The 15337-nt window shown below is 42.9% G+C and carries 9 protein-coding genes and 1 other annotated feature; of the genes, 6 read left to right on the top strand and 3 right to left on the bottom strand.

Annotated features, from left to right (window positions below; translation table 11 throughout):
- Positions 1-630 precede the first annotated feature (630 nt).
- Together GJU40_RS18965 and ggt are read right to left on the bottom strand one after the other, a co-directional pair.
- Positions 631-2253, bottom strand: a complete 1623-nt coding sequence (locus GJU40_RS18965; protein ID WP_154309623.1) for an L-lactate permease — start codon at positions 2251-2253, stop codon at positions 631-633.
- Positions 2254-2318: 65 nt separating this feature from the next.
- Positions 2319-3968 (bottom strand): gamma-glutamyltransferase, encoded by a 1650-nt coding sequence (gene ggt / locus GJU40_RS18960; protein WP_154309622.1) that lies wholly within the window; start codon positions 3966-3968, stop codon positions 2319-2321.
- Between the two features lie 152 nt (positions 3969-4120).
- Between ggt and spoVID the strand changes: the two genes are divergently transcribed.
- Complete coding sequence (gene spoVID / locus GJU40_RS18955) at positions 4121-5425, top strand: stage VI sporulation protein D (protein ID WP_170289457.1); 1305 nt, start codon at positions 4121-4123, stop codon at positions 5423-5425.
- A 103-nt stretch (positions 5426-5528) separates the two neighbouring features.
- Positions 5529-6557, top strand: a complete 1029-nt coding sequence (ysxE, locus tag GJU40_RS18950) for a spore coat protein YsxE (RefSeq protein ID WP_154309620.1) — start codon at positions 5529-5531, stop codon at positions 6555-6557.
- Positions 6558-6678: 121 nt separating this feature from the next.
- Here the strand turns inward: ysxE and GJU40_RS18945 are convergent, their stop codons facing one another.
- Complete coding sequence (locus GJU40_RS18945; RefSeq protein WP_246188437.1) at positions 6679-6822, bottom strand: hypothetical protein; 144 nt, start codon at positions 6820-6822, stop codon at positions 6679-6681.
- Positions 6823-7027: 205 nt separating this feature from the next.
- Positions 7028-7252, top strand: a binding site (T-box leader).
- Positions 7253-7300: 48 nt separating this feature from the next.
- Here GJU40_RS18945 and GJU40_RS18940 point away from each other — a divergent pair.
- The 4 genes from GJU40_RS18940 to GJU40_RS18925 all read left to right on the top strand — a co-directional run bounded on the left by GJU40_RS18940 (position 7301) and on the right by GJU40_RS18925 (position 15058).
- Complete coding sequence (locus GJU40_RS18940) at positions 7301-9946, top strand: valine--tRNA ligase (RefSeq protein ID WP_154309618.1); 2646 nt, start codon at positions 7301-7303, stop codon at positions 9944-9946.
- Between the two features lie 71 nt (positions 9947-10017).
- Positions 10018-11310: a bifunctional folylpolyglutamate synthase/dihydrofolate synthase gene (locus tag GJU40_RS18935; protein WP_281350748.1), complete on the top strand. Its 1293-nt coding sequence runs from the start codon at positions 10018-10020 to the stop codon at positions 11308-11310.
- 84 nt (positions 11311-11394) lie between these two features.
- Positions 11395-13104, top strand: coding sequence for a sensor domain-containing diguanylate cyclase (locus GJU40_RS18930; RefSeq protein ID WP_343031629.1), 1710 nt, complete (start codon positions 11395-11397; stop codon positions 13102-13104).
- A gap of 196 nt (positions 13105-13300) precedes the next feature.
- On the top strand, positions 13301-15058 hold the full coding sequence (locus GJU40_RS18925; RefSeq protein ID WP_154309616.1) for a VWA domain-containing protein: 1758 nt from the start codon (positions 13301-13303) through the stop codon (positions 15056-15058).
- Positions 15059-15337 lie beyond the last annotated feature (279 nt).

Below are 15337 nucleotides of genomic sequence, written 5' to 3'. Positions count from 1 at the left end.
AAAGAAAATAATATCCAATTTTTGGATAACTGGGTTCAATTACAACCCCCTAGACTTTTTGGCTCTGAACGAAGAAGCTTGGATGGTAAAATTATACTTAAATTACATATAGAGTAAACTCAGTATACCCTTGTGGATATTTTTACAATGCTAGTGGAGAAACTCCGCCTATTCAGAAAAAACACCTAAAAAACCTTTAAATAAGATTTTATCAGCAGCTTAAGCGGAAACCGTTCCCTTATTCTCTCTGAAAAACGGCCTATTCTGAATTTAACTGGAATTCTTACGCTTAATTTTTCTTTGTTGTGATGGTAATGGAGAGGAGTATTGTGTAATAGATTTTCTTAACCTCTTATCCTATTTATTTATGTCAAATACATGTAACCTAGTATTTACACAATTTTATGATCTTTACTGAGTAACTCCTCTTATCTTTTCTCGTTAGTAAATCGTTCTAAGATATGGGCAAGCCCGGGAGACCTAGTCATGCCTTCATACTAAAAAAATAAAAAAACTGTAAACAAGCTCCATTTTCCTGAAGCTTGTCTACAGTCTGATTTCCCCATTATATAAGAGGGGCAATTTTTTGTAAGCAGTCTATGACACGGGCTGCTTTTTTTATTGACTACATTATGTTAAAAAGTGAAGCAGTACGCTTGCCCCTGCGACCAGAGCTCCTGAGATGAGAGCAAAGATAAGCGTAATTTTCAATACTTCTGAGTCTTTTCCTTTTATTCCGGCGGTACTGGTACCCAAAATGACGTTTGCCGGTGAAATGGCATTACCAATTGCTCCCCCGGTTGATTGTGCTGCTATCACGGTCGCCATTTGCAGTCCTTCCATTGAATCAACGACAGACCCATGGAGAGGTGAAAACAGAACATTGGATGATGTGTTTGACGATGTCATAAAGGAACCGATAATCCCGATCACACTTGCTAGTGCAACGTAGACTGCCGGAGGTGAAACTTCGGCAATTCCCAGAGCGACTACAGTTGTTTGTCCTGAACTGTCCATCAACTCAGTCATTGTCAAAAAGCCGACAATAGCCAGTGATGCGCCGATAGCGTTATCTTTTACTCCCTTAAATATATTCTTTCCTGCATTCCCGCCGTATAAATCTTTCTTTTTATACCAGAAATATGCGAAGACTGCAGCGATTAAAAGGTAGAGGCCGGGATGGGTAAACGGCGCGATCGGCGAGTATGTTTCTTCTGCTTCAACTTGAAAGCCGTAGCCAGTTTCAGAAGCAGGGAAAGGAAAGCCGAACTCAAATTGATCCAGGAAATCATGTATGAAGGGAAGCCCCAGCATGACAATCGATAGTCCTGTTAAAACGTAATACGGCATAAAAGCATGATGAAGAGAAAGGTTTGGTGTTTCCTCTTTTTGTTCCTCTTCTTCATCTGCTGATGAATCTTCCAAAATGTCAGTATGATCCTCTGATTCTGCTTTTTCTTTATAACGGTCCATTCTTGCTAACAGGAAAAGTGCCCCTAATGCCAGGGTGGACGGAATAAAGTTGCTTAGCGTAGGATTGATTTGTGTTAAGATCAGCTGTCCGCCGCCGTGGATGACAGAAATGACAATAACAGCAAGAAAACCTTCTTTAATGGCCTTTCCTTTTCCGAAAAGCCAGCAGATCATAAAGCCTGCGAGTAAGTTTGGAATCCATAGGAGAATTCCCATATATAAAAGAGCCAATCCTTCTTGTTCAATACTGATCGTATTAATGGTTGCAATCCAGCCGACAGCAAGCGTTCCCAGCATGTTTGCCCACGCATGGCCAATCAGTGGTATCACGACCGCCATAATCGGCTTCACTCCGATTCCTATTAAAAGAGGAGCTACTACTGCAATTGGTGCCCCAAAGCCTGCGATTCCCTGCAGAAAAGAGGCAAAAACCCAGCCAAAAGCAAGAACAAGAAACAAATAATTCTTACTGTGCTTTTGTATGCCCTCCCGGATGACCAGAAAGGAACCGGATTCTCTTGTCACTTGATAGAGAAGAAGGGCCGGCCATACGACAAGCAAAATGAAAAATGCTTCCCATAGTCCTTTTCCAAACCCGATGGCTGCATTGTCAAGCGGAGCCTGAAACAGGAATATTCCCAGTCCCAGGGCAATAGCGAATGCTGTCCAGCCTGAAACAGCTCCGGACCATTTGAAAACTACTAGAAAAATAAGCAACAGTACTAAAGGCAGAATAGCCATTGACCAGTGAAACAAGTCAATCGGTAATGAATGATCCATATTATCAGCACCTTTCTTGTTAGTAGAATAACAGGGAGGAGGAATCCTCCCTGATTACATAAGTGTTACCAGGCTAAAGCAATTCCGTCTCCGCGCGGATCTGCACCGGAAGTAAGAACCCCTGTCTCCTGATCAATGTGAATGGCCTGGGCATGTCCCATCGTTTGAGAGTAGGCTTCTACAATTTCAACCTCATGCCCCTTGGAACGAAGAATATCTGCTACAGAATCAGGTATCCTGTTTTCAAGCTTTAAGCTTGAGCTGGAATCGCCCCACGTTCTCCCGAAGAGCCAGCGCGGTGCTTCAATGGCCTGCTGAACATCATAGCCAAAGTCAACAATGCGGGTAAGGAGCGCACATTGAGTTTGCGGCTGGCCTTCTCCGCCCATTGAACCGAATAGCAAAAACGGTTTTCCATCTTTCGTAGCCATTGCCGGTATAATCGTATGGAATGTACGTTTTCCGGGCTCCAGCCTGTTTGGATGGTTTTCATCCAGACTGAAAAAGGACCCCCGGTTCTGCAGCAAAAAGCCGCACTCTTCCGGCATAAAACCTGAACCAAATTCATGGTAAATGCTCTGAATCAGTGACACACAATTTCCTTCAGCATCCACTACGCTCATATACGTAGTGTCCTTGTTTGTGGATAACTGAGGTAAATTCTTTAAGTGATCCAGAGAATAGGCTTCTTCCGATGTAATTTTGCCAAGCAGCTTGGAAGTATGTTCGCCGGACAGCAATTCTTCCATCGGAATATCTTTAAATGCTTTGTCTGTAACCCATTCATCACGGTAATAAAAACTGAGCTTTGCCGCTTCGGTAAGAAGGTGATAATACTCCGGCGTATTGTCCCCAATTTCTGACAGGTCTTTTGAATTCAAAATATTCATCATCATGAGGGCAGCTATTCCCTGTGTGTTTGGCTTTAACTCATGTACCTGATAGCCTCTGTAATCTGTGCTGATGGGACTTTCCCAATCGCTGTGATGCTGTTGTAAATCTTCCATACTTACAAGGCCTTCTTGTTTTTGGAGAGAATTTACCAGCTTTTCTGCAATTTCTCCCTCATAAAAGGCTTTTCTGCCGTTTTCCGCAATCTGCTTCAGTGACCAGGCAAGATCAGGCTGTTTTAAAACTGTTCCGCTTTTCAATGGCTGTCCGTTTGGAAGAAAAACCTTAGATGCTTCTGGTGACTTTTCCAGCACTTCCTGTTTTTCGTGAATGAAGGTACTGAACTTTTCGGTGATAGGAAATCCATTTTCCGCGTAGGAAATTGCTGCTTGAAACAGCTCGCTCCACTGAAGTTTTCCGTAGTGCTGATGCATTTCCCACCAGGCATCTACTGTTCCAGGCACTGTATTTGCTGATAAAGGCCCTCTTTCGGGAATTTGAGTATGGCCCTTTTTTTGATAATATTCACGTGTAGCTTTCGCTCCCGACCGGCCGCTGCCGTTCAGGGCTTTTACATCCTCTTCTTCTTGGTTCCATAATAGTGCGAATAAATCTCCGCCTAGACCGGCCATATGGGGATAAACCACGCAGAGGACTGCATTTACAGCAATGGCTCCTTCAACAGCATGGCCTCCTTTTTTAATAACTTCCTGGCCTGCCTGTGTAGCAAGGTAATGAGGAGAAGCAACAGCCCCGTTGGTTCCTCTGGCTGCAGATCTTCCAGTATGCAAGTATTCGTGGTAGCCGCCTTTTTTGATTTGCATGACATACCTCCTAATATTTTGGTGTCAAAAGACCATACCCTTTTAGCGGTAATTAAAACAGAAGAAAATGTTTCCATGTTCTAATACAAACACCACGTTCATAAATTGTATTGTCATAGTTTTTCGCATTTGTTTGAAGGGAGGAAGATTTGTTGTCTTTACAATCTGAACTACATTTTTCAGTTGAAGAGTCTGTATGGTTTCAAAAAGGACAGGAAGTCTCACAATTGCTATCAATCTCTTTGGATCCTGATATTTCCATCCAGGAGCACGATCAATATATTTCTATTAAAGGTGCGCTGCGGCTGACAGGGGAATATGAGGCTGGAGATGATGCTGGAGAAGACGAAGAGAACTATCAATACACAGCTGCCAGATTTGTTAATGAGGTAAATGCCAGGGAAGACGGATCATATGAACTATCACACCGTTTTCCGGTAGATATCACAATTCCGAGAAACAGAATTTCGAGTCTTGATGAGGTTTATGTGATTGTAAATGCCTTTGATTATGATTTTGTTGAAACCCGCTGTTTAAAACTAACAGCAGACTTATCCATCAGCGGAATTTCACAGCAGATCTCCTCAGTACCCCCACAGGAGATTGATGAAAATGAAACAGAAGAAAATGAAGAAGAAGTTTTTACACTTCAGCAGGAAGAGCAGCAGGATTCTTTTCAATCACTCTTTCGCGAAGGAGAAAACACTGTAGCCGTATTGCAGAATGAAGAACAAGAGGAAGAGGAAGTGGCAGACTTTTCCTATGAAGAATTATACCGGGGGTTATCAGGAGAAGAAAATGCAAGTGAGGAAGAAGAATCAGCTTTAAAAGTGCTGAATAAGGAGTTGGATCAAGAAGAGCTTTACAGTAATGAAAGGAAAACTTCCTTTGATGAATTGTATCAGGGCTCCAATCAAGAAGCTGATGAGGAAGAGCTTACCGCACCGCTTGAACCTGTAGAGCCGTTAAAAAATGTGGAATTTGAGGAAGAGTACCAGACAGCTGACTACCGGAGAAAAGCCGAAGAAGATTTGTATGCTCCTATCGAGGTATCGGCCAAAAAAGAAGCAGTAAAGCAGAGTGAAGAAGAAGCAGGGGAACTGCTGGGTTCTCTTCTCGGCAGAAGCACATACGACCAGGAAGAGAATGCTGCTTATGAAGAACGAGCTGAAGAAAAGCAGGTCGTTTTTCATAAAAAAGCTGAGGTGCAGCAGGATGGGGCTGAAGCAGGATCTAAAAGTGAAAACGCCCTCTACCTGACTAAGCTTTTCTCAAGAGAAGAGGAAGAGTTCTCCAGGTTGAAAATTTGTATTGTCCAGCAAAATGAGACACTTGACCATATTTGTGAACGATACGAGCTTTCCCTGCAGCAGCTTTTAAGAGTTAATACGTTTGACTCAAATGCAGATCTTTATGAAGGTCAGCTTGTTTATATACCTGATTATTCCAAGTCCTGAAAAACACTGAAACAGCGGGTGGCCTTCCACTATGCTGTTTTTTTCATAAGGGGCAGGCTGAATACTGTTTCCTGCAAATCTTTCAAGCAAGAGTGGTGAAAAAATGGAAAATGAGGTTCAGAATATCCTTGCACACTATGATATTGGCGTAGATTATATTGAGCATATAACTCCTTCGCTTGTTAAGGTGTACAGCAGTCAGGGGAATTTTGCACTAAAGAAGCTGAAGCAAGGCAGAAATCCGCATTTCACAGGAATGCTTCAGGAATTGTCCGAGAGGGGATATTCCAATTATGTTTCAGTGTACCCCAACCGCCAAGGCGGGGCAGTTACACCTTATCAGCAAAATCTGTACTATCTCATGCCCTGGTTTTCCAGCGGAGAAGAAACAGAACGTGATGAAAAACATCAGTATCTGTTTAAGGAAGCAGCTTTGCTTCATAGAAAAACGATGCGCGAAATCGATATCACAGAAGAAATGGTAACAAGCCATTATCAGGCTTTAAAGGGGAAGTGGGAAAAAAATAAAGCTGACTATGAAGCGTATGTAGAAGAATGTGAGAAAAAGTGGTATTTGTCTCCTTTTGAACTGCAGGCGATTACCAGCTATATCGAGGTTTCCAGAGCAACAGACTTTGCGCTTGATAAGCTTTCGGAATGGCATGAGTCTGCCAAAACAAAGGAAAAGGCGAGAGTAAGCCTGATTCATGGCAAGCTGTCAGTACATCACTATCTTTATGATGATCAGGGCACGGGATATTTTACAAACCTGGAAAATGTGCACGAAGCTTCTCCTGTCAATGAGCTGCTGATTTTTTTTGAAAGAGCCTGCAATACGTATCCGATCCGTTGTGAGGAATGTATTGACTGGTTTTATACTCATCAAAAAACGCTTCCGTTCACTGAAGATGAAATGAATCTTTTTTTAAGCTATCTTTCCTATCCTGACCGGCTTTACAAAACACTAAGAAAGTACAAAAAACATAACAGAAATGCTCAGAGAAAGAACGAGTTGAAGGAAAATACAAAGCTGATGAAGCATTACTGGCAGTTTAAAAATATAGAATATACCGTGATGCGCCTGACCGACATCGAGGAAAAGAAAAAAGAAGCTGCACAGGCACAAACTTAAACCCCCGGCTCTTTATGAGCGGGGGTTTCAACTAGGGCTGGTGAAAAGCCGTAAAAACAGAGAAATCAAATTGCTGAAGGTAATCATGCCGGGAAGCTGACATTTCCCCGAGAAAATACTTTTACAGCCACTCTAACTGAAAGGCCAGGGCAAGCAGAATTAAAGCTGCGAGCAAAAAAACATCAAATGTTGTTGGAAACAAAATCGTCCGGATACCCTGGAAAATGGAGAGCGGGATAACAAACTGAATACTGATATCTTTCATTTGCCTCAGCCAGTTTTGAACGTTATATGGATTGATCTTTCTCCTCACTGTATACAACCCCTCTGCAAGGTTCTTCTTGGTACTACAATATGTTCTGTATGGGCGAATGTGCATGGAATGTATAAAGAGAAGAGAAAATGACAAAAATGGATTGACGGAAAAAACAAATATGTAATACTATATAACATATATGTGAACTTCATACTTATAAACTTAGATTGGGAAGAGTACAATGATCTCAGCTTACTGCAGAGAGGGTTCCGGCGGTGAAAGGACCCAGGCTGTTCATTGGAATGTCGCCCAGGAGTTGTTTTTCTGAAATGAAAGTAGGGAAAACCGGCTTAAAAGCCGTTATCTGATTGAGAGCATGAAACTGAACATCGTTTCATGAAAAAAGGTGGTACCGCGAATTCACTCCTTCGTCCTTTTAGGATCGAAGGAGTTTTTTATTTTCAGAAGCAATAAGGAGGATACACTAATGGAAAAACAAGATCAGCCCGCACTTCCCACGAAATATGACCCGGCCGCGATTGAAAGAAATCGTTATGATTTTTGGGTAAACGGAAAATTTTTTCAAGCATCCGGTGATGAGACGAAGGAACCTTATACAATTGTCATTCCGCCGCCAAATGTAACCGGAAGACTTCATCTCGGACATGCCTGGGACACGACACTGCAGGATATTCTTACGAGAATGAAGCGGATGCAGGGTTATGATGTTCTCTGGCTTCCAGGAATGGATCATGCAGGAATTGCCACACAGGCGAAAGTAGAAGGGAAATTAAAGGAAGAAGGCATTTCCCGCTATGATTTAGGCAGAGAGAAATTTGTGGAGGAAACTTGGAAGTGGAAAGAGGAATATGCCGGCCACATCAGACAGCAGTGGTCCAAGCTCGGGCTTGGCCTTGATTATTCAAGAGAGCGTTTTACTCTTGATGAGGGACTGTCAAAAGCGGTCAGAGAAGTGTTTGTTTCTCTTTACAAAAAAGGCTTGATCTACCGCGGCGAGTATATCATTAACTGGGACCCTGCTACAAAAACAGCTTTGTCTGATATAGAGGTTATTTACAAAGACATTCAAGGTGCTTTTTATCATATGCGCTATCCACTTGCAGACGGAAGCGGCCATATAGAAATTGCGACTACCCGCCCTGAAACCATGCTTGGAGATACAGCTGTTGCGGTTCACCCCGAAGATGAGCGCTACAAGCACCTGATCGGCAAATCTGTGATTCTGCCTATTACGGGCAGAGAAATTCCGATTATCGGTGACGACTATGTAGATATGGATTTTGGATCAGGTGCTGTTAAAATTACTCCTGCACATGATCCAAATGATTTTGAAATTGGAAACAGACACAGCCTTGAGCGGATTCTTGTCATGAACGAAGACGGAACCATGAACAGTAAAGCAGGTAAATATGCAGACATGGACAGATTTCAATGCCGAAAGCAACTAGTAAGTGATCTTCAAAGCGAGGGAATTTTATTTAAAATTGAAGAGCATACGCATTCTGTCGGCCATAGTGAAAGAAGCGGGGCAGTTGTTGAGCCGTACTTGTCGACTCAGTGGTTTGTAAAGATGCAGCCTTTGGCAGACGAAGCTGTTGCTCTGCAGCAGTCACATGACAAAGTTCAGTTTGTTCCAGATCGTTTTGAAAAAACGTATCTGCACTGGATGGAAAATATCCGAGACTGGTGTATCTCACGCCAGCTTTGGTGGGGGCATAGAATTCCTGCCTGGTATCATAAGGAAACAGGCGAAATTCATGTAGCTCACGAAGCTCCTCTGGATATTGAAAATTGGGAGCAGGACAACGACGTTCTTGATACATGGTTCAGCTCAGCGCTATGGCCTTTTTCAACAATGGGCTGGCCTGACGAAGAGTCTGCGGACTATAAGCGTTTCTATCCGACAGATGTACTTGTGACAGGCTACGACATTATTTTCTTCTGGGTGTCCAGAATGATTTTCCAAGGTCTGGAGTTTACCGGCAAAAAGCCGTTTAAAGATGTTCTGATTCACGGGCTTGTTCGTGACGCAGACGGAAGAAAGATGAGCAAGTCTCTCGGAAATGGCGTTGATCCAATGGATGTCATTGAAAAGTACGGGGCAGATTCTCTCCGCTACTTCCTTTCAACAGGCAGCTCACCGGGGCAGGATCTCCGTTTCAGCTTTGAAAAAGTGGAGTCAACCTGGAACTTTGCCAATAAAATATGGAACGCTTCAAGATTTGCCCTTATGAATATGGAAGGCTTTACTTATGAAGATATTGATCTCTCTGGAGAGAAAACGGTTGCCGATAAGTGGATACTGACAAGGCTCAATGAAACGATTGATCAGGTAACAAAGCTTGCCGATAAATATGAATTTGGAGAAGCAGGGCGGCTTCTGTATAACTTCATTTGGGACGATTTCTGCGACTGGTATATTGAAATGGCTAAGCTGCCGTTATACGGTGAAGATGAAACGGCGAAAAACACAACCAGATCTGTACTTGCATATGTTCTTGAAAATATAATGAAGCTTCTTCATCCGTTTATGCCGTTTATTACCGAGGAAATTTGGCAGAGCCTTCCTCATCAGGGAGAGTCGATTACAGTCGCAGCGTGGCCTCAGTCGCAAAGCGGCCTTCATGATGAGTCGGCAGCAAATGAAATGAAGCTTCTGGTGGAAGTGATTCGTTCTGTCCGCAATATCAGAGCAGAAGTGAACACGCCGATGAGCAAGCAAATACAGCTTACAATCAAACCAAAAAACAAAGAGATACAGGAACAACTTTTGAAGAATTCATCTTATCTTCAAAGATTCTGCAACCCGAGCTCCCTTGAAATTCACACAGAGGCAGCTGTGCCGGAAAAAGCAATGACAGCTGTTGTAACGGGTGCAGAGCTGATTCTTCCGCTGGAAGGGCTCCTTAATATTGAGGAGGAAGTTGCCCGTCTGGAAAAAGAACTGGATAAACTCACTAAGGAAGTGGAGCGCGTTCAGAAAAAACTTGGAAACCAAGGATTCATCGCAAAAGCTCCGGAAAAAGTAATTGAAGAAGAACGTGCGAAAGAAGCGGACTACTCAGAAAAACGCAGCGCTGTTCTCTTCCGCATAAAAGAACTAAAAGGGTAAAAAAGTGCGGGTGGCTTCCAAATGGAATGCCGCCCTATTTTTACAAGAAAAGAAAGAGAGGTGCTGTAAGCATGAACTACAGCCAGGCAGTTAACTGGATACATTCAAGATTGAAGTTTGGAATAAAACCAGGGCTGGAAAGAATGGAATGGCTGATGAACCAGCTGGGCCGTCCGCATACCAATATTCTCGTTGTGCATATTGCAGGTACAAATGGAAAGGGGTCCACTCTTTCTTTTATGCGGAGCATTCTTCAGGAAGCGGGCTATAGTGTTGGGACATTTACTTCTCCTTATATAGAAACCTTTAATGAAAGAATCAGCATGAACGGAATTCCGGTAAGTGACAGTGAAATAGCACAACTTGCTGCTGTGATGAGACCGCTTGTTGAAAAGATGGAAGAGGAGCTGGAGGAATCTCCTACTGAATTCGAAGTGATTACTGCAATGGCGTTTTATTATTTCGGGAGTGTGAACAAGCCGGATGTTCTTCTCCTAGAAACGGGGCTGGGCGGCAGGCTTGATTCCACCAATATTGCGGAGCCTGCAGTAAGTGTCATCACCAATGTGGGATATGATCACATGAACATTCTGGGAGATACGATCTCTGAAATTGCAGCCGAAAAAGCAGGTATTATTAAGAAAGGGATTCCTGTAGTAACGGCGGCAGAAAATAGGGAGGCATTAACGGTCATCAGGCAATTTGCCGCCAAGCAGCAGGCACCTCTTTATGAACTTGGCAACCATTTTTCTGCTGCAGCAAAAAGTCGTGGAGAATATGGGGAAATATTTGATTACGCCGCACCTTCTCTTCAGCTGACGAGCTTGATGACAAACATGAAGGGCCGTCATCAAGTGAAAAATGCAGCACTGGCCATTGCAGCACTGGAGGTTCTGCCTCTATCACTTTCTGAAAAAGAAATCAGGGAAGGCATAAGGCAGTCCAGCTGGAGCGGCCGTTTTGAAGAAATCATCAGCACGCCAAAAGTAATCGTTGATGGTGCGCACAATACTGAGGGAATTAACAGTTTGATAGACACAGTACAAAGGTACTACGGCGACAAAATCGTCCATATGATTTTCAGTGCTTTGAAAGACAAGCCTTATCAGGAAATGATTTCTCTGCTCTCAGAAGCCTCTGACAGCATCACATTTACAAGCTTCGATTTTCCAAGAGCCGAAACTGCTGAAAATCTCTTCAAAGCTGCGAAAGTTCAACATAAATCCTTTGAGGAAGACTGGAAGAAATTACTTTTGCAAAAGATGGAGACGATGAGAGAAGATGATGTGCTGATTGTTACGGGCTCTCTTTATTTTATATCAGAGGTGCGAAATTATTGTCGAAAGAATTTTTTGGAAAAATAGGTCTTAAAACCTAAAAAAGCAGAGACAACTATCTGAAAATTTGCTAAAATATAGGGGACTAGGTAAAAGAAGGGGAGTTTAGAAGTGGATAAAAAAAGGAAGGCAGCTCTCTGGATGAGCTGGGCAGTCTTGTCCCCAACAATTTTATGGGCTACTTACCAGCTATGGCCTCCTGATATTGCAGGGCAGGAATTAGATATACTATCATTCCTTATATTAATGAGTATTGTGGCTTTTTTGCCGATTATTGTGAACGAGACCCCAGTATTTTTCATACATGGAATCTCGCTGGCAGTGTTTCTTTCCTATGGAATCTTTATGGAAATGATTCTTGTGCAAGCGGTTGTCATTGCTCTTTTAATAAAGCTGAGAGTCGGAATACAGGATTTGTTCAGATATCCGATCAATTCTCTTATGTTTATGTTCGTTTCTTTCATAAGCGGTTCTGCCTACTATCTTTTGGGCGGGCAGACTGGAGCTCAGGCTTTCAGCCCCATATTTATCGCTCAGGTGGTAACATATTCTTTTGTCGTTTGTGCAGTAAATCACTATTTTTTGCAGTTTGTCAGAAAGTTTATTTACAAAAAAAGCCAGCCGCTGCTTTCGACGGACTTTATTTGGGAGATATTTACCACTTCGTTGGTTTTCCCAGTAGGTCTTATATTGTATCTGCTGTATATAGAGCTTGGCCTCGTTGCTCTCTTTTATGTAGGGGTTCCGTTTATTATCCTGTCTGTCATTCTTAAATTATACTATGCGAGCCAAAAGGTTAATTCATATTTGCAGGAGGCTAGCGAGATTGGGCATCAGCTGACGGAACGGCTCAATGTAGGGGAAGTTCTGAACGTTTTTCTTGAAAAGATTACGAAGATGATTGAAGTTGATTATGCTTTTATTATTGATACTGAAGACAGCCAGGGAAGACTGAAATGCATCAGGGAATATCGGCAGGGAGAAAGAATTGAGAATTCCGGCAAAAGCTTCAGCATCGGCAGCGGGGTGCTGCGGTATGTATATGAAAATAAAAAAACACTACAGTATAAAAAGAAAACTCAGTGGAAGCATTTAGGGGATTCTTTTATGCCGGAGGGGGCTGAAAGCCTTATGGCTGTGCCTGTCATCCGCAATCAAAAGGTGGTCGGGGCTGTTCTGCTGATCTCCCACTCCAAAAGAGCATTTCAACAGTATCAGCTTATTTTACTGGATCTGCTTACAGCACATCTCGGGGTGGCCATTGAAAATGCTAAAAACTATGAAAAAACAAGAAAAGAAAATGAGCGGTGTTCTTTAACTGGGCTGTACAATTACCGATATTTCGAAAAGCAGCTGACTTATCTGATGAACACGATGAATCAGGGAAGGCTGGATCGTGTTTCGCTGATTTTGCTGGATATTGACCATTTTAAGCTGGTGAATGATACATACGGGCATCAAGCTGGGAATGAAATATTAATAGAGCTTGCAGAAAGGCTGAGAAATTTTATCGGCAATAAGGGAACAGTTGCCAGGTACGGCGGTGAGGAATTTGTCATTATTCTGCCAAACACAGGAAAAAGGCAGTGTTTTTCTCTTGCTGAAGGTATACGCTCAAGCATTGCCCAAAAGCCATTTATGATTCAGCAGCACATCTTTGAAGAAGGCAGTATCCCTGTCCAGATTACTGCAAGCCTTGGAATTGCTTCCGCCCCTGAAGATGCAGATGAGCCGCTGGCTTTAATCAGGCATGCAGACAGAGCCATGTATACAGGTGCAAAAAAGGCGGGAAGAAACAAAGTGGCGGAGTATGCCAAATAAGTTCATAATGATAATTGATTTAGATATCGAGAATCTCTTTCTCGGTATTTTTTTGTTGAGGAGAGTTTTTTCTATATCTTTATAAAAATTCTACAGGATTTTTTTATCTTTATAGGAAAATATTATCATATTATTTTTTATTTCTGGTATAATGTAATCAGTTTGGGACTAGATCATTGTGCCGGGAGGAAATGCCATGGGTAAACGCATAATCGCAATTTGTTTGGCGGTTTTATTAATCAGTACAGGTTCATCTGTTTCTGCTTCACCACCTCAGCCTTCACTTACAGCAACTGTTTCACCGCAAAATACATATTTGGAAAAAGAGGTTCATGATATCGCTTCTGCCGATATTCAGCTGCTTTTAAATCCCCAGGGGGAAGGCAGGCGGAATGAAAGAAAGCCTGCTGATGTGGTATTTGTGTTTGATAAATCGGGCTCTATGACCGATATAGTAAACGGATCTACAAAGCTGGACCTTGCCAAGAAGGCTGTACAGGAGGCTGCAAATATTTTTGCAGACAACCAGGCAGGTAGAGCAGTAAAGGACAGGTTTGCTCTGGTATCTTTTGATGCATCTGTCAGGCAGGAATATTCAAGTACCCAGCTGCAGAGTGATCCGAAAGTCATTTATAACAAAATTGCATCAGTACCAGCAAGCGGAGGCACAAATTACACCCAGGCACTTGAACGCGCCCGCAAAATCTTTACAGACAACCCAGACAGCAAAAACCGGACAAAAGTCATTATATTTATGACGGATGGTAAACCGACCAACTCGGAAAAGTATCAGTCCATTAACAACAAATACAGCCGTTTGATGACTGATAAAGAGTTTATGGACGCATATGGAAATTGGAGATACTATTCTAAAATTTTTACCGGACAGACAGCCTACTATCTTGATCAGTCCTACATTATCAGTGATTTGACCGACCAGATAACAGGTTCTAAAAAGGTGCTGTTTGACATTAATGGAGACAGAAATAATATTTTTATAGAGCATAACAACAGGCTTTACCTGCATTCAAAGTCGACTCCCCTGGCTCCTGAAGAAGTCAGAAAGCACGGAAGGGAACAGGCAGAGTTACTTCTGACAGACAATATTGGATTAATTTCAATCGGATTTGGCAACATTGCCGATACAAAGGAAATTGACATGAACTATTTGCAGGAACTGTCTCTTATCACGAAAGAGACCGCAAAAAATGCTGTGGCGGATGATATTGTGGGCATATATAAAGAAATATCATCTAATATCTCATCACTTTACCCTGTTTTCAGCGGAGGATACGTACAGTTTCAGCTGCCGGCTGGTGCTGAAGTCCGTAATGATCCCGGAATTGCTAAAATCAATTCTACTTATATCAAATATTTGCCTGATATTCCTTTCAATCCGAAGCCTCCGCAGCAGGGAGACAGCAGATTATCAGCTTTCATCCCGTTAAAATTTTTAAAAGCAGGGGTATACAACCTTCATTTCCAGATTGTCTATCATAACGGCACGGTTCAGCTTTCCGGCCTGCAGGCCAGGGTTGAAGTAAAAGACAAGCTGTACAGCATGAGCTTTCAGGAAAAATCAAGAGTCATTCGCATAGGTGAAAAATTGAAGCTTCAAGATTATCTTGCATTTTATCCTCAGCATGCAGTGAACAAAAAGCTCAAGGATGTTACCTCTGATGCGCCTCGCAAAGTTAAGATTGTGAATGAGGGAGGCGTTTGGTACGCTGTTGGTGCAGCAGGCGGATATGCGACAATTACTGCAGCAGCAGAGGAAAAGTATCCAGCCATCTCTGACAGTATGGTCGTCATTGTAAAAGGGCCGGATGAGTCCCTTCCGCCTGAGGTACAGCCGCCTGAAACACTTCCGCCTGAAACACTTCCGCCTGATACAGGAAGTCCCGGCGGAGAAGTTCCACCCTCAGAAGACGGTACGCAATCCTATAAATGGTAACAAAAGAGCTCCCTTCCGGTTAGGAAGGGAGCTCTTAAATTGTCGACGAAAGGTAGTGAGAAGCCCTTCTCGCTACCTTTATTCTTTTTTTTGGAGTGGTGGAAAAAAGCCGATTTCCGCTCCGAGTGCTTGCTTTCCGGGCGGCGAGCCTCCTCGTCGCTGACGCTCCTGCGGGGTCTCGCCCCTCCCGCTAATCCCCCACGAGTCAAGCACCCTCCGCTCCAATCAGCAGATATATTCTTAGTCCTTTGACTTAACATCTATTGGGAGTCACAGCAA

It is taken from the genome of Metabacillus lacus, assembly GCF_009674805.1.
In the GTDB taxonomy this organism is placed as follows: Bacteria; Bacillota; Bacilli; order Bacillales; family Bacillaceae; genus Metabacillus_C; species Metabacillus_C lacus.
Note: the sequence above shows the minus strand (reverse complement) of the source record. Positions and strands in the feature narration are given on the sequence as shown.